The organism is Paenarthrobacter sp. 4246 (assembly GCF_040546855.1).
Classification (GTDB): domain Bacteria; phylum Actinomycetota; class Actinomycetes; order Actinomycetales; family Micrococcaceae; genus Arthrobacter.
In genome coordinates this window covers 341,745-361,999 of the sequence record NZ_JBEPOP010000005.1, presented here as the reverse complement: position 1 = coordinate 361,999, position 20,255 = coordinate 341,745, and the positions used below count along the sequence as shown (strand labels likewise).

The following is a 20,255-nucleotide window of genomic DNA, read 5'->3' as shown; positions in this document are numbered from 1 at the left end:
CATGACGACAGCAAACACAGAGGTCATTACTGACGCCCTGGTGATCGACGGCGTCCACTTCGGATCCCGCCTGATCATGGGGACGGGAGGTGCCCCGAGCCTGGACGGCCTGGGCGCTGCGCTCCTGGCGTCCGGGACAGAGCTCACCACAGTAGCCATGAGGCGCTACTCACCCGCTGAAACAGGATCACTCTTCCAACTCCTGGTGGACCACGGCATCCGCGTGTTGCCAAACACAGCCGGTTGCTTTACTGCCAAAGACGCCGTGATGACCGCTGAACTGGCGCGCGAGGCACTGGAAACCGACTGGGTGAAGCTGGAAGTCATCGCCGACGAACACACACTCCTTCCAGACGCCGTGGAACTCGTCGAGGCAACGGAGCAGCTGGTGAACCGTGGATTCAAGGTCTTCGCCTACACCAACGATGATCCCGTCCTGGCACTGCGCCTCGAAAACCTCGGGGCCACCGCTGTGATGCCCCTGGGCTCGCCGATCGGGACCGGTCTGGGCATCCTGAACCCGCACAACATTGAACTCATCGTGTCCCGGGCCTCAGTCCCCGTGGTGCTCGACGCAGGCATAGGAACCGCCTCCGATGCCGCCCTGGCCATGGAACTGGGCTGCGACGCAGTGCTTCTGGCCACCGCTGTCACCCGGGCGCAGAACCCGATGCAGATGGGTGAGGCCTTCAAACACGCTGTGATCGCCGGTAGGCTGGCCAAGCAGGCAGGACGAATTCCGCGGCGTGAGCACGCTTTGGCGTCGTCGGCCATGGAGGGCCGGGCAGAGTTCCTCTAGTTGTCCGCAGTGTCTTCGGCAGAAGGAGCAGCAGTGGCGGGGAACCATGACCACCTGACCCAGGCGGATGTCGACGATGCCCTCCGGGAGCTTCCCGACTGGAAGTACCAGGACGGCCTGGTAACCGTCTATAAAACCCCGACGGCGGCCGAAGCGCTGGCGCTTATTGCAGCGATCGGACAGATCGCCGAACAGCAAAACCACCACCCCGATCTGGAATGGCGCTACAACAGGGTTCACCTGCGGTATGTGTCCCACGATGCCGGCGGGAAGGTCACCCCACTCGATATCGCCGCTGCGGTCTCCGTGAGCGAAACCGCGGCCGGGCTGGGTGCAACCGCCCAGCCGGAGCGGTATCCGGAAGCCTGAAAAGGCCTGAACCCTTGTGACAAGGCGTTAAAGGACAGTGACCGTCGCCCGAGGGCGACGGTCACTGTCCTTTGTTCTTGTTCCTGCTAGAGCCTGAGCGCCTTGGTGAGCGCCGCAGTATCGTGCCGGGTGCGGGTCCGGCCCAGGAAGACCGCCACCACTGCGGCGGCGGCAGTTCCCAGGACGATCGGCAAAACCCAGGGAATCCAGGTTGCCCCGGGCTGGTAGCCCAGGCCGGCACTGATGAACGCAATCCAGCTCAGGGTGCCCACAGCCACCGAAACACCGGCCGGCAAAGCGATGCCGTACTTGCCGTGCCTCTTGTCGTTGGCCCACACGATGAAACCGGTGGCTACAGTGGCCAGAACCACCACGACGAGTGAAAGCATGAAGACTCCTTTGCGGACTGCGTTAAGGGGAGGGCCTAGAGGGCGCCGAAACCGACGCGGCGGACTTCCTCTGCGCCGATCTCCACGTAACCCAGGACGCTGCCGGGAACAATGATCTGGCGTCCCTTTTCATCGGTCAGGCGCAATTCCGAGCCCTTGGACACGGCCTCTGCCACGATCTTGGCCACCGCGTCTGCATCCAAAGCGGACTCGAGCACGATTTCACGGCCAACGTTCTGAATGCCGATCTTTACTTCCACAGCAAGGCCTCCAAGCCAATCAAGTATTAAGTCAGTCCTCTATTTGTAGCCTAGGACTCTTTGGGGAATCGACTGATTCCGCGCCAAGCTAAACGATAGATCAGATCACTGGCCACATCGAGGTCAAGGTTTCCGTCCGTTTCAAGCCAGTAGCGTGCGCTGACCTGCGCCATTCCGGCCAGGCCACGGCCCAGGAGTTGCGCCTCCAAGGGAGGCAGCTTGGTGTCCTCGGCAATGACATGGGCCACCGCATCAGCGAACGTTTTGTTGAACGTCTCCAAACGGGAACTGACATCGGGATCGTTGATGAGGTCCGATTCGAAGACCAGCCGGTGGGCTTGGTCGTCATCAGCGATGAACCGGTAGTAGGCCCGCATTACGGCCTTCACGCGTTCCTTGTTGTCCGAGGTGGAGTTCAAAGCGCTAAGCATCAGTTCGGTCAGCGTGGCCAGGTGGCTGTCCAAGAGGGCCATATAAAGCTCGCGCTTGGACGGGAAATGCTGGTACAGCACCGGTTTGCTCACATGGGCAGCCTCTGCGATTTCGTCCATGGCCGCGCCATGGAAACCGTTGGAGACAAAGACTTCCAACGCCGCATTCAACAACTGCGCCCGGCGCTCGTCGCGCGGCAACCTTGGTGAACGCGTTGAAACAGCCCGTTCCTGCTTGGCCGGTGCCCCATCGTGTGCCCTTGTGCCGTCAGCCACAGTCTGCCGCCTTTCCTTTGCAGTTATGACCACTCTACCGGTGGGTAATATGACCGGGCGGCATCGGCAGGCATACATTGGGGTATGGCCTCAATTGTTGCTGCCCGCCCTGCTGCGCCCACTGTCCTGCCGCCCCTTGTTGAACCAGCCGCCGAACTCACGCCGGCCGAGGTGGAGCGATACTCCCGGCATCTCATCATTCCCGAAATCGGTGCCCTGGGCCAACGCAGGCTTAAGAATGCCAAAGTGCTCGTCATAGGCGCCGGCGGACTTGGTTCTCCGGCCCTGTTGTACTTGGCGGCGGCCGGCGTTGGCACACTCGGAATCGTGGACGATGACGTGGTGGACCTCAGCAACCTGCAGCGCCAGGTCATCCATGGCGTGAAGGACGTGGGCGTCCCCAAGATCGAGTCTGCCCGCAACGCCATCAACGAACTCAATCCGCTGGTCAACGTGGTCCTGCATGACATCCGGCTGGACTCATCCAACGCGTTGGAGCTGTTTGCGCAGTACGACCTCATCCTCGATGGCGCCGACAACTTCGCCACGCGTTACCTGGTCAACGACGCCGCCGCCATCCTCGGCAAGCCCTACGTCTGGGGTTCCATCTTCCGCTTCGACGGCCAGGTCAGCGTGTTTTGGGCCGGGCACGGCCCCACTTACCGGGACCTCTATCCTGAAGCCCCTCCTGCCGGTTCGGTACCATCCTGCGGCGAGGGCGGAGTGTTCGGCATGTTGTGCGCAGCAGTTGGTTCGCTCATGGTGACCGAAGCCGTGAAGCTAATTACCGGCGTCGGGCGTTCACTGCTGGGCCGGGTAGCGCTCTTTGACGCACTGGGCGGCAGCTGGCGCGAGATCAGGGTATCCAAGGATCCGGAAGCCGAACCCATCACGGAGCTGACGGACTACGAGGCTTTCTGCGGTGTGACGCCCCCGGCAGCAACCGACCAAGAACACACTGTGTCCGCCAAGGACCTTGCCGCGATGCTCGCAGAGCGTGAGGCGGGGGAGCGGGACTTCGACTTGGTCGATGTCCGGGAATCCGGGGAGCACAGCATCGTCAGTATTGACGGTTCAGTCCTCATTCCGCAGGGCCGTATTCTCTCTGGCGAAGCGTGGGTGGAGTTGCCCCAGGACAAGGACATCGTTTTCCACTGCAAGGCCGGCACGCGCTCGGCTGCTGTGTTGGACGCTGCGCGGAAAGCGGGTTACACGCGGGTCAGCCATCTCGACGGCGGTATCCTCGCCTGGGTGCGCGACGTCGAGCCGGCGAAGCCCGTGTACTAGGTCGTTTCCCGTCACCGTCAGTCCTGGCAAGCCCCCCATGAGCGGATGCCTGGGGTTGGAAGACGTGGCCCCGTCTGCTCAGGCGCTCTCTGAGCGGAGCTGCTGGTGGTCCACTGGGCATTCAGCGGCCGGGGCTGCAGCCTGGGGCTGTTCCACCTGGATTCCGTAAAGTGCCTCGAGGGCTGCGACGTAGTCGTCCTGCTGTCCGTTGGCGGCAAGTTCGCGTGCACGGACCGTGGGGATGTGGAGGAGCTGCTTGACCATGCGGCGGAGTGCGAACTCCACCTCTTCGGCTGCAGCCGTGCAACCGTGACGGGCGCGGACCTTTTCCATTTCGGCGTCCAGGACGTTCATAGTGTGGCGGCGAAGCGCCACGATGGCCGTGTCCACCGAGCGCGCTTCGCGCTCGGATTCGAAGGACGCGGCCGCGCCGGTGACGATTGCACTTGCCTGGGACAGCGACTCTGCTTGTTCCTGGGGTGCAGCGAGCCTGACGGACTCAAGCGTCAAGAGCTCGACGCCGTCGAGTTCGCCTACTGCGGGGTCAAAATCATGGGTGAGGGCGAGGTCGATGGCGATCAACGGCTTGCCCGATTGCGCCCGGACACGGGCGAGGTCTGCGGCTTCCACACGGTTGTCGGACCCGCTGCAGCCGATCATGACGTCAGCTGCGGCAACAGCAGCGGGGAGAGTGTCGGCGTCGAGCGCTGTTCCACCGCGGGTGGCGACGAAACCTTCGGCGCGGCCGGACGAAGAGTAGACCGAAACCTCGGTGCAGCCCCGTTCACGCAGCAATGACATGGTGGCGCCTGCATAGGCGCCGGTGCCGAACACCACGACTTTCTTGGTGGACCAATCGTCGTTCTCGGCGAGGTCTGTTGCGAGGTCCAGGGCGACGGAAACGATGGAGAGCCCCCGCGAGCCGAGGGCGGTTTGTGCACCAACGTCCTTGGCGGTCTTGGAAGCTGCCTGGAACAAGCGGACCAGCCCGGAGCTCGCTGTGCCTTCCTGCTGGGCAGTGATCAGTGCCCGACGGACCTGGCCGGCGATCTCCCGCTCACCCACCACCGCGGAGTCCAGTCCGGCGCTCACGGCAAAGAGGTGGCGGGTGACCTCCGGGCCGGTGTATGTGGCGAAGGAACGGGAAACCAGGTGCTCGTTGAGTCCGCTCAGTTCGCTGATTTGGGACACAAGGGCGGATCGTGCCGCCTCGAGGTCTGCGCCATGGGCCGTTTCGCCGTAAACCTCGTAGCGGTTGCAGGTTGCCAGGACCACGGCGCCGGACACCACAGGGGAATCCGTCAGGGTTGTCGAGGCAAGCACAGAGGAACCGTTGCTCAACTGAGCAACAGTTTCGAGGTCGATGTCGGCGTGTGTAGCCACCAATGAGAAAAGAACCACAGCACCCCAATCATAGCTTTTTCGTAGCCCGGTAGAACAATATGCCACCGTGGCGATCCACACGCAGGGGAGTGATCGCCGCCACAAAGGCCCGGGAGGCGCTCAACGTGACAGCTTGTCGTTATCTTTTGCCCCGGATTTTCGGCACAATCGAAGGCATGACTTCTAGCGCGGCAGCATCCAACAGTACGGCCTCCACCGCCCCGGCGGGAACCCTCGGCGCCAACCACCCGCTGAAGGACGGCCGCACCTCGGACTCTCCGCTGATCACGGCCTACCGTGGTGGCACACCATCCCGCAGGCCTGTGTGGTTCATGCGCCAGGCGGGGCGTTCCCTGCCTGAATACCTCAAGGTCCGGGAGGGTGTCGCCATGCTCGATTCCTGCCTCCGCCCGGAACTTGCCGCGGAGATCACTCTCCAGCCGGTGCGCCGCCACGATGTTGATGCGGCCATCTTCTTTTCCGACATCGTCATTCCGCTGAAGCTTGCCGGAGTCGGGGTGGACATCGTTCCCGGCGTTGGACCCGTCCTGGACAAGCCCGTCCGCACGGCCGCTGATGTGGCAGCCCTTCCCACACTGACGTGGGAGGCGCTGGAACCCATCCGCGAAGCCGTCCGCTTGACTGTTGCGGAACTCGGGAAAACCCCGCTCATCGGGTTCGCCGGAGCGCCGTTCACCTTGGCGGCCTACATGGTTGAAGGCAAGCCGTCCCGGGACCACCTTGGACCCCGGACCATGATGCACGCCGATCCTGAAACCTGGGCGGCACTGGCCAACTGGGCCGCCGATACCTCCGGCATGTTCCTCCAAGCCCAGCTCGAAGCGGGTGCGTCGGCTGCGCAGCTCTTCGATTCGTGGGCAGGCTCCCTGGGCCTGGCTGACTACACCAAGTACGTCGCGCCGGCGTCCGCACGGGCGCTGGACCATGTCCGTGGCCTGGGTGCTCCGTTGATTCACTTCGGCACGGGTACGTCCGAGCTCCTGGTTGCCATGCGCGATGTAGGGGTGGACGTGGTGGGCGTGGACTACCGACTCCCATTGGATGAGGCCAACCGCCGCTTGGGTGGCACCGTTCCGCTGCAGGGAAACATTGATCCCGCACTTCTCTCCGCTCCGTGGGAGGTCCTTGAAGCCCACGTCCGTGAGGTAATTGCGGCCGGAGCCCACGCACCGGGCCATGTGCTGAACCTAGGCCACGGAGTGCCTCCGGAAACGGATCCCACTGTCCTGACCCGCGTCGTGGAACTCATCCACTCCATCCCTTCGGAGTAGTGCCGATGCGCGGGGGACACCCAACGCCCAAGACACCGGACGGCAGGCCATCCGCCGTTGTGGTGGGCGGTGGCGTCTCAGGCCTGATTGCTGCCCGTGAACTTGCCATGGCCGGCTTTGCCGTGACCATCCTGGAAGCGGGCGACGCCTGGGGCGGCTGCGTGGGAAGCCATGTTGTTGCCGGGCTGCAGCTTGACAGCGGGGCGGAATCGTTCGCCACCCGGTCGCCGGCCGTTGCCAACCTCGCCCGGGAGCTGGGCCTGGCGGACAAAATTGTTGCCCCACGCCCCGGAGGTGCCTGGGTGCAATTACCCGACGGGCCGCAGGAACTACCCAAAACGGGAGTCCTGGGCATCCCCGCCAATCCATGGGATCCGGAAGTCCGCCGCTCCTTGGGACTCGCCGGGGCCATCCGTGCCTCGTTGGACACCTGGCTTCCCGCGTCCTTTGGCACGTCCTCGGATGTCACCAGTGTTTCCGCGCTGGTACGGAGCCGAATGGGCAAGAAGGTCCTTGATCGGCTGGTTTCCCCGGTGGTGGGCGGTGTCCATTCGGCCGACCCCGATCTTCTGGATGTCGACATGGTTGCGCCCGGCTTGCGGGCGGGTATTCGTCAGCATGGTTCACTGGCTGCCGCTGTGGCGGCCCAGCGCAGGGGCGCCACCGGTTCCGCTTCCGGCCCGGCCAAGGCCGGGTCCGCCGTCGCCGGCTTGGAAGGTGGCATGCATTCGCTGGTGACTGCGCTCGTGGCGGACCTGCGCGGACGCGGCGTCGTGCTGATGGCCGGAAAACGCGCCGACGCGGTGGCCAAGACTCCGGACGGCTGGAGGGTCACCGCCGGGGGGTCCACGTTCGACGCCGGCCGGCTGGTGGTAGCGCTCGATGGCCCGGCCGCCGTAGGGCTTCTTGAGCCGTCCTTGCCGGAATTGTCAGGCTTGCGTCCGGCCCCCGGGCCGCTGGTGAGCCTGGTGACCATGGTGGTGGACCTTCCCGAACTCGACCGCAGGCCCCGCGGGACTGGGATCCTGGTGGCGCCGCAAACTCCTGGAATCAAGGCAAAGGCGTTGACCCACGCAACGGCCAAATGGGACTGGTTGGCTGGCGAGGCCGGCCCAGGGACGCATGTCCTGCGCCTGTCCTATGGCCGGCGTGAAGAAGCTGCCGGGGGAGCGGACATCGTCCTTGACGATGAGTCACTCCTGGCCGCTGCATTGGCGGACGCATCCTCATTATTGACGGTTCCGGTTTCACGGGCGGACATCGTTGATTGGGATGTGGTGCGGTGGGCTGGAGCCTTGCCGTTCGCCGCCGTCGGTCATAAACAGCGTGTCGGGCAAGTACGGGCTGTGTGTGCTGCGACCCCAGGCTTGACGGTGGTTGGGGGGTGGCTGGCCGGGAATGGCCTGGCCGCAGTGGTGGCCGACACCCGGTCACAGCTCGCCGCGGCCGTATCCGAGGATCCCTCAATACCGTGATTTGCATCACTTCTACGTGTTGTAGAACTGATCCGTTTCGACTTAGAGGCTGGCACGGGGCAAACTTGAACCATGAGCCACACTTCTGCCGAATCTGTCACTAAAACTGCTGAAACCGACGAACAGTTCTACACGCTGTGGACGGTCTTCAAGCGCTCGGCCGACGTCCTGCGCAGCGGCGATGCTGCCCAGGAATTCGAAGCCCTTGCGGAGAAGCTCGCTGAGGGTGGAGTCATCCTCCGCGGCAGCTATGACGTCTCGGCGATGCGCTCGGATGCGGACATCATGGTGTGGCTCCACGGGCCCAAACCGGAGGACCTGCAGGCCGCCGTCCGGTCCATCCGCCGCAGCAAGCTTTTCGCCGGCACGGAGATCGTTTGGTCCGCCATGGGCGTGCACCGTGAAGCAGAGTTCTCCAAGAGCCACGTGCCGGCATACGCCCGCGGAGTCGAGCCGAGCACCTGGCTCTGCGTTTACCCGTTTGTCCGCTCCTACGAGTGGTACCTGCTTCCGACGGACGAGCGCGGCAAGATGCTCCGCGACCACGGCCTGCTGGGCCGCGAATTCCCTCAGGTCATCTCCAATACTGTTTCCTCCTTCGCGCTGGGGGACTGGGAATGGATCCTAGGCCTCGAAGCACCTGAACTGGTGGACCTGGTAGACCTGATGCGCCACCTGCGGGCCACCGAAGCACGCCACCACGTTCGCGAAGAAATCCCCTTCTACACCGGCCGCCGTGTCACGGCTGCCGAGATTGCCGAGGTTCTCGCATGACCGGCCCCGTTGTCTCCACTGCACTGAACGCCGTCACAGAGCGTGGTCGACAGGACGCAGCGCGTTACGACGCCGTGCTCCTGGCGTCCTTCGGCGGTCCCGAAGGCCAGGACGACGTCATTCCGTTCTTGCGGAACGTCACCCGTGGCCGCGGCATCCCCGATGAGCGGCTCGAAGAGGTCTCGCACCACTACCGCGCCTTCGGCGGCATCAGCCCCATCAACCAACAGAACCGGGAACTGAAGGCCGCCATTGAGGCCGAACTGGCCCGCCGCGGCATCGAACTGCCGGTCCTTTGGGGTAACCGCAATTGGGATCCTTACATCGCCCCCGTACTCCAGGACGCCTACGACGCCGGGCACCGCCGGCTCCTGATGCTCACCACCAGCATCTACTCCTGTTACTCCAGCTGCCGCCAGTACCGCGAAGACATCGGCGTTGCACTGACGGAAACAGGGTTGGACGGCAAGCTCCAGGTGGACAAGATCCGCCAGTACTTCGACCACCCCGGCGTTGTCCAGCCCTTCCTGGAGGGTACGTCTGCGGGCTTGGAAGAGATCCGTGGCAAGCTCGCCGCTGCCGGCGAGGTTGATCCCGATTCGAAGATCCGGATCCTGTTCGCTACGCACTCGATCCCTACACGGGATGCCGAGGCTGCTGGCCGGTCCGAGGACGAGCCGCGCGAATTCGCGGAAGGCTCGGCTTATGCTGCCCAGCACTTGGCCAACGCCAAGGCCATCATGGATGTTGTGGCTCCCAACGTCGCCTGGGACTTGGTGTACCAGTCCCGCTCCGGCGCCCCGCACATCCCGTGGCTTGAGCCGGACATCAACGACCACCTCGAGGAAATCGCCCCTGAAGGCGTCCGTGGCGTCGTCATTGTTCCCCTCGGCTTCGTCAGCGATCACATGGAAGTTGCCTGGGACCTCGACACCGAAGCCCTGGAAACCTGCAAGAATCTGGGCATTGAAGCAACCCGTGTTCCCACCCCGGGTACGCACGCGGCTTTCGTGTCCGGCCTGGTGGACCTGATCTGCGAACGCACGGTGGAGAACAACATTGCCGAGCGCCCCCACGTTACGGACCTTGGACCGTGGTATGACGTCTGCCGACCCAACTGCTGCGAGAACTTCCGTGGGGCTAAGCCCGTTATTTCAGAAGTTGGCACCACGGTGGGCATCAGCCACGACGCCTACCCGGCTGCGGAGGCTGCCAAGTGACCGTTCGCATCGGCACCAGGGCCAGCAAACTGGCACTGACGCAGACGCAGCAGACAGCGGACAAGTTGTCAGCGGTTGGCGGCTTCCCGGTAGAGCTGGTCCACATCAAGACCGAGGGCGACGTCAAAACAGGTTCCCTTTCCCAGATGGGCGGAACGGGCGTGTTCGTCGCCGCATTGCGTGACGCGTTGCTGGCTGACACGTGCGATGTCGCGGTGCATTCCCTCAAGGACCTGCCCACCGGCGCAGCCCTTGGCCTGAGCATCGCTGCAACACCCAAGCGGGTGGATGTCCGTGATGTTCTCTGCGCACGGGACGGTATGACGCTTTCTGAGCTGCCGGGCGGCGCCAAGGTAGGAACCGGTTCACCACGCCGCGCTGCCCAGCTCCGGGCAGCCCGGCCTGATATTGAGGTTTTGGACATCCGCGGCAACGTGGATACCCGCCTCGGCCGGGTTCCCGGCCTCCCGGGCAACATCACGGATGAGGTTGTGCCGGGTAAGTCCTGCGACCTTGACGCCGTGGTGTTGGCCGCCGCTGGATTGGAACGAATGGACCGGCTGGACACCGTCAGCGAGTTCTTCGAAACCAACGTCATGTTGCCCGCACCCGGGCAAGGTGCGTTGGCCATCGAATGTCGAACTGAGGATGCTCCGGGCCAGTCAGGGGCGACCGCGGGCTCAAACGCTGTGCTGGCCCAAGCATTGGCGGCATTAGACGACGACGACACCCGGCTGGCGGTTACAGCCGAGCGTGCAGTGTTGGCCAGGCTCGAAGCGGGCTGCGCTGCTCCGGTGGGTGCATATGCCTTCCGCAAGGGCAGCATGCTGCACCTGGAAGCTGTGGTCTGCGCTGTGGATGGCACCAAGACCGTCCGTGAGAAAAAAGCCACCGATGGGCTCACGGAAGTCGGCGCCACGTTGCTCGGCATCGAGGTGGCTGAGTTGTTACTCGCTGCCGGTGCCGCGGAGATCGCGGACCTTGCCGCGTCCTGAACCGCATGATCCACGACTGCTATCCGGTCGGCGCATCCTGATCACCAGGAGCGCCGACCGTGCCAAGCCGCTGGCGTCGTTGCTGACCAGCCTCGGCGCCGCACCCTTGGTGCTGCCCCTGATCGATTTTGAACGGGCAAAAGACCAAGCAATCCTGGACGATGTCCTCGACCGCCTGGCCGCCGGGGAATTCGATTGGTTGGTGATCAGCAGCATCACCACTGCGCGTGTCCTTCTTGAGAAGGCTGCAGAGCGGGGCACAACCCCGGCAGGCTTGGTTCCGTCAGCCACCCGCGTGGCCACCATTGGGCCGTCCTCGTTGCGGGTCCTGGAATCCATTGGACTCTCCGTCCACCTGGCGCCGACGGAGCTACAGTCTGCTGACGGCCTGGTGGAACTGTGGGAGCCCGCACCGGCGCGGGTGCTCCTGCCCCAAGCCGATATCGCGGCACCCGGCCTTCGGGAAGGCCTGGCGTCAAAAGGTGCTGACGTAACCTCCGTGGTTGCCTACCACACCGTCGACTACCCGGCCGGGGCGGGACGTCGCCTCATGGCGGAACTGCCGCCCGCCCTCAAGGTTTCCGGCGACAGCATGCTGCCAATGTTCAGCCCGGAAGAGGCACGGGCTGGCCTCGGAGCAGGCACTGTGGATGCCGTGGTGGCTGCCTCGCCCAGCGCCGCACGCCGCATAGCCCAGACCTTGCCGCCGCTGGGCAGATGCCAATTGATTGCTATCGGGCGTCCGACGGCGGCGGAGGCTTCGCGCCTTGGACTCACCGTGGCTGCCACAGCCAAAGAACCAACTCCGGACGGCATCGTGGCCGCCTTGGAATCTGTTTTCGCCAACGAAGGGAACCCGCTATGAGCTTTCCAAATCATCGTCCCCGCCGTCTGCGCACCACTCCCGCCATGCGCAGGCTCACCGCAGAGAACCGGCTGGCACCTGCAGACCTGATCCTCCCGGCATTCATCCGGGAAGGCCTCACTGAACCGAGCCCCATCAGCTCCATGCCGGGCGTGGTCCAGCACACCACTGATTCCCTGAAGCGCGCTGCAGCCGAGGCTGTGGAGCTTGGAGTGGGCGGCATCATGCTGTTCGGCGTCCCCTCCGTGCGCGATGCGCAGGGCACGGCTTCCCTCGACCCGGAAGGCGTCCTGAACAAGGCCATCCGCGACGTCAAGGCCGAGGTGGGGGATGACTTGGTCATCATGGGCGACGTTTGCTTGGACGAGTTCACGGATCATGGCCACTGCGGGGTCCTCGACGCCGATGGCTATGTAGACAACGACGCCACCCTGGAGATCTACGGACAGATGGCTGTAGCCCAGGCCGACGCGGGGGCCCACGTACTGGGACCCTCAGGCATGATGGATGGCCAAATCGCTGTTATCCGTCAGGCGTTGGAGGAATCCGGCCACAAGAACACCGCGGTCCTTGCCTACGCAGCCAAATATGCGTCAGCGTTCTACGGCCCGTTCCGTGAAGCGGTCGATTCCCAGCTCAAGGGCGATCGTCGGACCTACCAGATGGACGCCGCCAATCGCCGTGAGGCCATCCTGGAAGTCGAACTGGACCTTGAAGAAGGCGCGGACATGGTGATGGTCAAGCCGGCCATGAGCTACCTGGACATCCTGGCCGACGTCGCAGCCATGAGCCCGGTGCCGGTGTCGGCCTACCAAATTTCCGGTGAGTACGCCATGATCGAAGCTGCTGCGGCCAACGGCTGGATCGACAGGCGCGGTGCCATCACCGAATCCGTCCTGGGGATCAAGCGTGCCGGAGCCGATACCGTGCTGACCTACTGGGCCTCCGAACTGGCAGGCTGGCTGAAGGAGTCCTGATGACATCCGTTCCCTCCGACCCCGGCGCGCCGGTAGCTGCCAACCACATCCTCCTGGGGCTGAACACTTTTGGCGATGCCGGCGTCGACGCCGACGGGAACCCCAAAGAACACGCCCGCGTCCTCCGCGAGTTGCTCGAAGAAGCGAAGCTGGCCGACGCCGTTGGGATCCATGCCTTCGGGGTGGGCGAACACCATCGCCGGGACTTCGCAGTCTCCGCACCCGAGGTCTTCCTTGCAGCAGCCGCCGCAGTGACGTCCCGCATTCGCCTGGGCTCGGCCGTTACGGTGCTGAGCTCGGATGATCCCATTCGTGTTTTCCAGCGCTTCTCCACTGTGGATGCGCTGTCCAACGGCAGGGCTGAAGTGATGCTGGGCAGGGGCTCGTTCGTTGAATCATTCCCGCTCTTCGGCCTTGACCTGGCTGACTACGAAGTACTTTTCGAGGAGAAGCTGGAGCTCTTCGACAAGGTTCGTGCCCAGAAGCCGGTCCACTGGGAGGGCCGTACCCGCCCCAATATCAATGGACTGCAGGTGTACCCGAAATTGCAGCACCATTTGCTGCCTGCCTGGATTGGCGTTGGTGGAACACCCGAGTCGGTGCTGCGCTGTGCCGAATACGGCTACCCGATCATTTTCGCCATCATTGGGGGAGAACCCCGCCGCTTTGCCCCGCTGGTGAACCTGTACCGCGAAGCGATGGCGAAGTACGGCCACCCGATGCGCCAGATCGCAACGCATTCGCCGGGCTTCATCGCCGAGACGGATGAGGCCGCCCGGGAGGAGCTGTTCCCGCACTGGCTGGACCAGCGCAACAGGATCGGCGCTGAGCGCGGCTGGGGTCCGGGAAACCGCGGTGAATTCGAAGCCATGTGCGGCCCCGAAGGCGCCCTCTACGTGGGTTCACCGGAAACCGTTGCGCAGAAGATCGTTCTCCTCAAACGCACCCTGGGTGTGGACCGCTTCGACCTCAAGTACAGCAACGGGACCCTGCCCCACCAATCCATGATGCGCTGCATCGAGCTCTACGGCACCGAGGTGGCCCCGCGGGTTGCCCGGCTGCTTGCTTCCGAATAGGCGCACCCGACGCAGACCGGCTGCTCCTGAAACACTGACCGGCTGCTCCTGAAACACTGAAAGAATAGGAACCATGACTTCCAACACCCCTGTGTCCGATCAGCTCTTCGACCGCGCCCGGTCCCTCATGCCTGGCGGCGTGAACTCCCCGGTCCGTGCCTTTGGATCCGTCGGTGGCAACCCGAAGTTCATGGTTTCGGCCAAGGGAGCCTACCTCACGGACGCCGACGGCAAGGAGTACGTTGACCTCGTCTGCTCCTGGGGGCCTGCGCTACTGGGTCATGCCCACCCTGCCGTCCTCGACGCCGTGCACGCCGCCGTGGACCGCGGCCTGTCCTTCGGTGCCTCCACTCCGGATGAGGCCAACCTGGCCGAGATCGTCAAGGACCGGGTGTCCGCCGTCGAGCGCCTGCGCATGGTGTCCACCGGCACCGAGGCGACCATGACCGCCGTACGCCTCGCCCGTGGCTTCACCGGCCGCAACCTGATCATCAAGTTCGCTGGTTGCTACCACGGCCACTTGGACGGTTTGCTGGCCGCCGCAGGTTCCGGCGTTGCCACCCTGGCCCTTCCGGGCTCTGCCGGCGTCACCGAGGCAACAGCGGCTGAAACCCTGGTCCTGCCCTATAACGATCTCGCCGCAGTTGAGGCCGCCTTCGCCACGCACGGCAGCAATATTGCCGCCGTGATCACGGAAGCAGCTCCCGCCAACATGGGCGTCGTCACCCCGGGAGAGGGGTTCAACGCAGGGCTGTCCCGCATCACCAAGGAGCACGGGGCTCTCCTGATCGTGGACGAAGTCCTGACCGGTTTCCGCACTGGTTACTCCGGTTACTGGGGCCTGACAGGTCGCCAGGAAGGGTGGGCGCCTGACCTGCTCACCTTCGGCAAAGTCATCGGCGGCGGAATGCCGACGGCGGCACTCGGCGGCCGTGCCGACGTCATGGACTACCTTGCTCCCATTGGCCCGGTCTATCAGGCCGGCACGTTGTCCGGAAACCCCGTGGCCATGGCGGCCGGCGTAGCCACGCTGACCCATGCAACACCGGAGGTCTACGCCTACGTTGATGCCCGCTCGCTGGAACTCTCCGCGGCACTTTCGTCAGCTCTGGATGCTGCAGGCGTCGACCACTCCATCCAGCGGGCAGGGAACCTGTTCTCGGTCGCCTTTGGTACCTCGGCCCACGGCGTGCACAATTACGATGACGCGCAGGCTCAGGAGAGCTTCCGCTACGCACCGTTCTTCCACTCCATGCTGGACTCGGGCGTTTACCTGCCGCCGTCCGTTTTCGAGGCGTGGTTCCTGTCTGCTGCCCACGACGACGCAGCAATGAACCGTATTTTCGAGGCTCTTCCCGCAGCTGCACAGGCTGCTGCCGGCGCCACGGCCTGACCCTGCTGATGCCCCGGGCTGGTGCGGAAGGCACTGGGCCGGGGCATTGCTGTGTCCGCAAGGGGTAGGCTCGTAAGTGGAAACCCACCCCCAACGAACTAACGGTTTACCATGCGCAAGACCCAGACAATTGCATCCTTCGGTGTAAGCATCGCGACGGCTGGAGCTTTGCTCGCCATGGCGTCCGGCTGCTCAAGCGGCAGCGGAGGCACCGTCCCACCCGCAACGGAAGCGACGCCGTCGGCTTCTGCTTCTTCACCGCCGCCAGCCACCGCATCAGCGGCGCCAACAAAGCCATCCACGGTGCCTTCGCCCTCCGCTGCGCCTGCCACCAGCGCTCCTACGGCCGCGGAGCAACAGTTGGCGGCGCTCAGTCTTGAACAAAGGGTAGGCCAACTGTTCATGGTGGCGGCCAAGGCCACCGGCGCCGAGCCGGGAACCATGCAGGCGTTGAAGGAATATCACGCGGGCAACGTCTACCTGAGCGGGCGCAGCAAGGCAGGCAGTGCTGCCACCGCTGCCGTCGTGTCGTCCTTGACGGGAACGGTTTCCACCGCCACCACCGGCGGTGTGCCCCTCTTCGTAGCTACCGACCAGGAGGGCGGGTATGTCCAGGTTCTTTCGGGTCCGGGGTTCTCAACAATTCCCAGTGCTTTGGTGCAGGCAGGGGCAGGGGAGTCAAAGCTCCGTGCCGATGCTGCAATCTGGGGCAAGGAGCTGCGAAGCGCCGGCGTCAACGTCAATCTTGCGCCCGTGCTGGACACAGTCACCAGCCCGGAGTTCGCACCGTCCAACGCTCCGATTGGCCACTTCCAACGCGAGTACGGGTATGCGCCGGGCACGGTGTCGGCCCTCGGCAATGCCTTTGCCGATGGCATGAAGGACGCGGGCGTCGCCCCTGTAGTGAAACACTTCCCCGGTCTGGGCAGGGTAGTCCCCAACACGGATGTCACCAGCGATGTCAGGGATACCTCGACCACCCGGAACGATCCCGCCCTGGAGCCGTTCCACGCTGCCATCACATCAGGTACGCAGTGGGTCATGGTATCGAATGCCTACTACGACAAGATCGACCCCGCGAACATCGCACCCTTCTCGGCTACGGTGATGGACACGATGCTGCGTGCAGACGCCGGCTTCACGGGGATTGTTCTATCCGACGACCTCTGCAGTGCCGCGCAATTGGGCGCCTGGTCCGATGCGGACCGCGCCCTGAACTTCTTTGGGGCCGGTGGGACCATGCTGGTCTGTGCAGATCCTGCGAGCATTCCTGCCATGCACCAGGCCGTGGTGAAGAAGGCCACGGCAGATGCCTCCTTCCGCGCCAAGGTGGATGCTGCCGTCCTGACAGTGCTGCGGGTCAAAGCGGGGTAATGATCACAGCAAAGAACCCCGCCTTCCAAAGGAAGGCGGGGTTCTCAAGACTGGTGGTTGTCTTGGTTAAAGGACGTCCGACAGGAAGCCCTGCAGGCGTTCCGTTTGCGGATTGGTGAAAAGCTGCTCCGGGGGGCCGGACTCCACCACTACACCGGCGTCCATAAAGGTCACGACGTCGGAGACATTGCGGGAGAAGCCCATCTCGTGGGTTACCACCACCATGGTCATGCCGCCTTGGGCCAGATCCGTCATCAGGGCAAGGACGCCCTTGACGAGCTCCGGGTCCAGTGCGGAGGTGGCTTCATCGAAGAACATGACCTCGGGCTTCATGGCCAGCGCGCGGGCAATCGCTACACGTTGCTGCTGTCCACCTGAGAGGTTGGCTGGCCGCGCGTCTGCCTTGTGCTTCAATCCCACCAGGTCCAACTGGGCCAGGGCTTCATCGCGGGCCTGTTCCTTGGACATGCCACGGAGCTTGCGCAGGGCCAGCGAAATGTTCTCCGCCACCGTCTTGTGTGGGAAAAGGTTGAACTGCTGGAAGACCATGCCAATGCGGCGGCGCAGTTCGTCCGGGTTGTCCTTGAGGACAGAGCGTCCATCCAGCAGGATGTCCCCCTGATCCGGCTCGATGAGCCGGTTCATCACGCGCAGGAGGGTTGACTTGCCCGAGCCCGAGGGGCCGATCACGGAGGCCGTTGTGCCCTTCTCGACGTGCAGGTCAATGCCCCGCAACACGTGGTTGCTGCCGAAGGACAAATGGATGTTCTTCGCCGTCAAAGTTCCTGAAGCGAATTCACTCATGCCTGGGCTCCCTTTCCTACCACTGCTGCTGCCTCGTCCGGTTCCTTCTTCTCCGGCCGGCCGGAGCGCATGCGGGCATCAATCCAGTTCACGAAGTGCGTGAGCGGGATGGTCAGCGCGAGGTAGAAGATGGCTGCAGCGACATACGGGGACAGGTTGCCGCTGTTGGCGGCGGCATCCTTGCCGATCTGGAAGATCTCGCGCTCTGTGGCAAGAAGGCCCAGCATGAACACCAGCGAGGATTCCTTGATCAACGCGATGAACTGGTTGACCAAGGCAGGAAGAACCCTGCGGATTCCCTGGGGCACCACCACGAGGCGCATGGATGAGCCGTAACTGAACCCGAGGGCGCGGGTTGCTTCGAGTTGTCCCTTGTCCACGCTCTGGATGCCGGAACGGAAGATTTCGCCGATGTACGCGCCGGACATCAAGGACAACGCCGCGATGGCCATGGGGTACGGGCTGGTGGAGCCCGTCAGTTCACGAATGATGGGGCCGAAACCGAACCCGATCACCAGGATGGTCAGCACCGGAGGAAGCCCGCGGAGAATGTCCGTGTAAATGCGGGCTATCCACCGTGCTGCTGCGTTCCGGGAAATCCCCATCAGGGCGAGCAGCATCCCCAGCGCGGTCCCGATGATGCCCGAGACGACGGCCAGGACAATGGTATTGGGCAGGCCGACGGCGAACATCTTGGGGAGGACTTCGCCCATTGCCTCCCAGTCAAAGAAGGTCTCAGCCAGTTGATTGAGGATATCCATGGAACGCCCTGGTTACTTGGCGGGGAGCTGGACGGCCTTGCTGCCCGGCTTCCAGCCCTGGGGGGTCTGCTCGGCAGCAGTCGGACGGTCCTTGTACCACTCGGCCGTGAGCTTGGCCCACGTGCCGTCTGCAATGACAGCATCCAGGCCCGAGTTCAAGGCGTCGATCAGGGGCTGGTTGTCCTTGTTCACGGCGTAGGCAGTGAAGTTCTGCGTGTTGACAACCTTCTCGGCGATCTTGGTGTTGTCGCCTTCCTTGACCTGGCCCTCTGCCTGCTGGGAAGGAGCAACCCACGCGTCGATCTGGCCGTTCTTCACGTTGCCGTAGACCGTGTTGTAGTCAGGGAAGCGGACCGGCTCGATCTTGAGCGTGTTCGTCATGTAGTCATCCTGGACGGTGCCCTGGACAACGCCGATGCGGAGCCCCTCCTTGACGTCGGCGAAGCCGGTGACCTTGGAGTCGCTCTTGGTCACGATGGCCATGTAGCCGAAGTCGTAGCCGTTGGTGAAACCGACCGTCTTGCGGCGGGCGTCCGTGGTGGAGATCGAGGAGGATCCGACGTCGAACTGCTTGTTGCCTACCTGGGACAGGAGTGCTGAGAAGTCAGTGGAGGCGAACTCAACCTTGAGGCCCAGCTTGTCGCCAATGGCGCGCAAGAGCTCATTGTCGTAGCCGGTGAACTTGCCCGAAGGGTCAATGAAGATGTTCGGCGGGGCGTCGGAGAGGGTGCCCACCCGCAGGGTGCCGTCGGTGATGAGGCCCAGCTTGGACTTGTCGATCTTGTCCAGCGGCGTCACCTCAGCCGTCGTGAACGTGTCGAGCGATTTCTGGTCGCTGCCGGCCAGTGCATCGGTGGGCGAACCGCTGGGCTCGGAAGTTCCACCGCCGCATGCTGCCAGGGAAATCACCAGGGCTGCGGCCACGGGGGCAACAGACAGCCACTTAGGGGCTTTGAATTTCATAAAGAAATCACTTTCATCGGGTCACGGAGACGATTCACGGTGGGCGGGGAATGTGGCAACCGAAAGAAGGTTTGCTGCCTTAGCAGACTTCAACCCGCCAAACTTAATTATGTCACCAGCCCGCCGGAGCATAGTGAATCGAAGAAACGGTGGCTTGCGATCGATTACGCCGAATATAGTTCCCGCGTCAGCGTCGTCGACCGCCGTACTATTCCGACACTGCTCTGGCTCGTGGAATCCGCGCGCAACTGAGGCTAAAACGCGGGTTCCCGAGAATCATGTGACATGCGTCGCAGGGCGAAGCCCTGGCGGGATATCCCTGGCTTAGAAACCGCCGCGGCTGGCGTCCTCGGGCGGCAGGACCGGCCACTCGCCCTCAATGACCGCAGTGGGTTTGCTGCGCCGCAAATACTGCTGGAAATCGGCGGCCTGCGATGCCGCCCAGTCTACTTGCAGCTGGTGGAGTGTGGTTGCCGGCATCTGCAGCTTGGGAAACTTACCGGCCATCGCGTCCAGGACACGGAGAGTGGCGAGTGCATCCGCGGCAGAGGTATGCGCGTTGGTCAGGTCCACGCCGTATTCCTCGCACAGGGCCGTGAGGGTGCGCTTGCCCTTGCGGTAGCGGTCCACTTGCTTGTTCATCACGTAGGGGTCCAGCACGGGAAAGCGGCTCAGCTGCGGTACGCCATAACGCGCGGACTCGGCCGCCAGTACCGTGAAGTCGTAACTGGCGTTGAAAGCGATGACTGGAGTGCCGGCGTCGAAAAGTTCCTGGAGAACCGCGGCAACCTCACGGGTAACCTCCGCGGCCGGGCGGCCTTCCGCGCGGGCCCTCTCGGTGGTCACACCATGAACTTCACTGGCCTCAAGGGGGATCTCAACGCCCGGATCTGCCAGCCATTCGTGTTCGGCTATGAGCTCTCCATGGGCGTCCACAACGGTGATCGAAGCGGTGACTATCCGCGCCGACCGCGAGTTCTTCCCCGTGGTCTCGAGGTCGAATGCGGCACGGGAGAGGGTGTTCCAGGAGCTCATGATTTCAAGTTACCGGCTGGGTCCGACAGTCTTTGGGCGCGACACTCCTGCCGTTAC

General features: G+C 63.7%; 22 protein-coding genes. 13 read left to right on the top strand and 9 right to left on the bottom strand.

What is annotated here, in order from left to right; all coding sequences use genetic code 11:
* Position 1 precedes the first annotated feature (1 nt).
* Together ABIE35_RS12005 and ABIE35_RS12000 are read left to right on the top strand one after the other, a co-directional pair.
* Positions 2 to 799 carry a thiazole synthase gene (locus tag ABIE35_RS12005; protein ID WP_354515152.1) on the top strand — a complete coding sequence of 266 codons (798 nt, stop codon included), beginning with the start codon at positions 2 to 4 and terminating at the stop codon, positions 797 to 799.
* A 33-nt stretch (positions 800 to 832) separates the two neighbouring features.
* Positions 833 to 1,168: a 4a-hydroxytetrahydrobiopterin dehydratase gene (locus ABIE35_RS12000; RefSeq protein ID WP_354515151.1), complete on the top strand. Its 336-nt coding sequence runs from the start codon at positions 833 to 835 to the stop codon at positions 1,166 to 1,168.
* An 86-nt stretch (positions 1,169 to 1,254) separates the two neighbouring features.
* On the opposite strand, the gene ABIE35_RS11995 is transcribed toward ABIE35_RS12000, so the two are convergent.
* From ABIE35_RS11995 to ABIE35_RS11985, 3 genes are read right to left on the bottom strand one after another with little or no spacing between them, the layout of a single operon-like run.
* Positions 1,255 to 1,557 (bottom strand): hypothetical protein, encoded by a 303-nt coding sequence (locus ABIE35_RS11995; protein ID WP_354515149.1) that lies wholly within the window; start codon positions 1,555 to 1,557, stop codon positions 1,255 to 1,257.
* Between the two features lie 35 nt (positions 1,558 to 1,592).
* Positions 1,593 to 1,817, bottom strand: a complete 225-nt coding sequence (locus tag ABIE35_RS11990) for a DUF3107 domain-containing protein (protein ID WP_026539987.1) — start codon at positions 1,815 to 1,817, stop codon at positions 1,593 to 1,595.
* A 50-nt stretch (positions 1,818 to 1,867) separates the two neighbouring features.
* Positions 1,868 to 2,602, bottom strand: coding sequence for a TetR/AcrR family transcriptional regulator (locus ABIE35_RS11985; protein WP_089595665.1), 735 nt, complete (start codon positions 2,600 to 2,602; stop codon positions 1,868 to 1,870).
* 6 nt (positions 2,603 to 2,608) lie between these two features.
* On the opposite strand from ABIE35_RS11985, the gene moeB reads away from it, so the two are divergent.
* Entirely contained in the window at positions 2,609 to 3,811 is a 1,203-nt protein-coding gene (moeB, locus tag ABIE35_RS11980; RefSeq protein ID WP_354515147.1) for a molybdopterin-synthase adenylyltransferase MoeB, read from the top strand.
* A 78-nt stretch (positions 3,812 to 3,889) separates the two neighbouring features.
* Here the strand turns inward: moeB and ABIE35_RS11975 are convergent, their stop codons facing one another.
* The gene (locus ABIE35_RS11975; RefSeq protein ID WP_354515145.1) at positions 3,890 to 5,212 is read right to left on the bottom strand and encodes a glutamyl-tRNA reductase; all 1,323 of its coding nucleotides are present in this window, start codon (positions 5,210 to 5,212) and stop codon (positions 3,890 to 3,892) included.
* A 158-nt stretch (positions 5,213 to 5,370) separates the two neighbouring features.
* Between ABIE35_RS11975 and hemE the strand changes: the two genes are divergently transcribed.
* The 9 genes from hemE (at position 5,371) to hemL (ending at position 15,261) form a co-directional block, all read left to right on the top strand.
* Entirely contained in the window at positions 5,371 to 6,486 is a 1,116-nt protein-coding gene (hemE, locus tag ABIE35_RS11970) for a uroporphyrinogen decarboxylase (protein ID WP_354515144.1), read from the top strand.
* A gap of 5 nt (positions 6,487 to 6,491) precedes the next feature.
* A complete protein-coding gene (hemG, locus tag ABIE35_RS11965) occupies positions 6,492 to 7,961 on the top strand; it encodes a protoporphyrinogen oxidase (protein ID WP_354515142.1) in 1,470 nt (489 codons plus the stop codon).
* 72 nt (positions 7,962 to 8,033) lie between these two features.
* Positions 8,034 to 8,735: a hydrogen peroxide-dependent heme synthase gene (gene hemQ / locus ABIE35_RS11960; RefSeq protein ID WP_354515140.1), complete on the top strand. Its 702-nt coding sequence runs from the start codon at positions 8,034 to 8,036 to the stop codon at positions 8,733 to 8,735.
* Positions 8,732 to 9,955: a ferrochelatase gene (locus tag ABIE35_RS11955; protein ID WP_354515138.1), complete on the top strand. Its 1,224-nt coding sequence runs from the start codon at positions 8,732 to 8,734 to the stop codon at positions 9,953 to 9,955. The genes hemQ and ABIE35_RS11955 overlap by 4 nt, the downstream gene beginning before the upstream one ends.
* The gene (gene hemC, locus ABIE35_RS11950; protein ID WP_354515136.1) at positions 9,952 to 10,950 is read left to right on the top strand and encodes a hydroxymethylbilane synthase; all 999 of its coding nucleotides are present in this window, start codon (positions 9,952 to 9,954) and stop codon (positions 10,948 to 10,950) included. The genes ABIE35_RS11955 and hemC overlap by 4 nt, the downstream gene beginning before the upstream one ends.
* Positions 10,937 to 11,815, top strand: coding sequence for a uroporphyrinogen-III synthase (locus tag ABIE35_RS11945; protein WP_354515134.1), 879 nt, complete (start codon positions 10,937 to 10,939; stop codon positions 11,813 to 11,815). Before hemC ends, ABIE35_RS11945 begins: the two co-directional genes overlap by 14 nt.
* Positions 11,812 to 12,792, top strand: coding sequence for a porphobilinogen synthase (gene hemB / locus ABIE35_RS11940; RefSeq protein WP_354515132.1), 981 nt, complete (start codon positions 11,812 to 11,814; stop codon positions 12,790 to 12,792). Before ABIE35_RS11945 ends, hemB begins: the two co-directional genes overlap by 4 nt.
* The gene (locus ABIE35_RS11935) at positions 12,792 to 13,868 is read left to right on the top strand and encodes an LLM class flavin-dependent oxidoreductase (protein ID WP_354515131.1); all 1,077 of its coding nucleotides are present in this window, start codon (positions 12,792 to 12,794) and stop codon (positions 13,866 to 13,868) included. The genes hemB and ABIE35_RS11935 overlap by 1 nt, the downstream gene beginning before the upstream one ends.
* 73 nt (positions 13,869 to 13,941) lie before the next feature.
* Positions 13,942 to 15,261, top strand: a complete 1,320-nt coding sequence (hemL, locus tag ABIE35_RS11930; protein WP_354515129.1) for a glutamate-1-semialdehyde 2,1-aminomutase — start codon at positions 13,942 to 13,944, stop codon at positions 15,259 to 15,261.
* A gap of 98 nt (positions 15,262 to 15,359) precedes the next feature.
* Here the strand turns inward: hemL and ABIE35_RS11925 are convergent, their stop codons facing one another.
* The gene (locus ABIE35_RS11925; RefSeq protein ID WP_354515127.1) at positions 15,360 to 15,593 is read right to left on the bottom strand and encodes a hypothetical protein; all 234 of its coding nucleotides are present in this window, start codon (positions 15,591 to 15,593) and stop codon (positions 15,360 to 15,362) included.
* Here ABIE35_RS11925 and ABIE35_RS11920 point away from each other — a divergent pair.
* Positions 15,565 to 16,635 carry a glycoside hydrolase family 3 N-terminal domain-containing protein gene (locus ABIE35_RS11920; RefSeq protein ID WP_354515125.1) on the top strand — a complete coding sequence of 357 codons (1,071 nt, stop codon included), beginning with the start codon at positions 15,565 to 15,567 and terminating at the stop codon, positions 16,633 to 16,635. The two genes, ABIE35_RS11925 and ABIE35_RS11920, sit on opposite strands and share 29 nt — an antisense overlap.
* Before the next feature lie 66 nt (positions 16,636 to 16,701).
* Here the strand turns inward: ABIE35_RS11920 and ABIE35_RS11915 are convergent, their stop codons facing one another.
* The 4 genes from ABIE35_RS11915 to ABIE35_RS11900 all read right to left on the bottom strand — a co-directional run bounded on the left by ABIE35_RS11915 (position 16,702) and on the right by ABIE35_RS11900 (position 20,198).
* Positions 16,702 to 17,439, bottom strand: a complete 738-nt coding sequence (locus ABIE35_RS11915; RefSeq protein WP_207594071.1) for an amino acid ABC transporter ATP-binding protein — start codon at positions 17,437 to 17,439, stop codon at positions 16,702 to 16,704.
* Positions 17,436 to 18,200 (bottom strand): amino acid ABC transporter permease, encoded by a 765-nt coding sequence (locus tag ABIE35_RS11910; RefSeq protein WP_354515122.1) that lies wholly within the window; start codon positions 18,198 to 18,200, stop codon positions 17,436 to 17,438. Before ABIE35_RS11910 ends, ABIE35_RS11915 begins: the two co-directional genes overlap by 4 nt.
* 12 nt (positions 18,201 to 18,212) lie before the next feature.
* A complete protein-coding gene (locus ABIE35_RS11905; RefSeq protein ID WP_091468676.1) occupies positions 18,213 to 19,163 on the bottom strand; it encodes an ABC transporter substrate-binding protein in 951 nt (316 codons plus the stop codon).
* Positions 19,164 to 19,487: 324 nt separating this feature from the next.
* Positions 19,488 to 20,198, bottom strand: coding sequence for a 3'-5' exonuclease (locus tag ABIE35_RS11900; protein WP_354515120.1), 711 nt, complete (start codon positions 20,196 to 20,198; stop codon positions 19,488 to 19,490).
* Positions 20,199 to 20,255 lie beyond the last annotated feature (57 nt).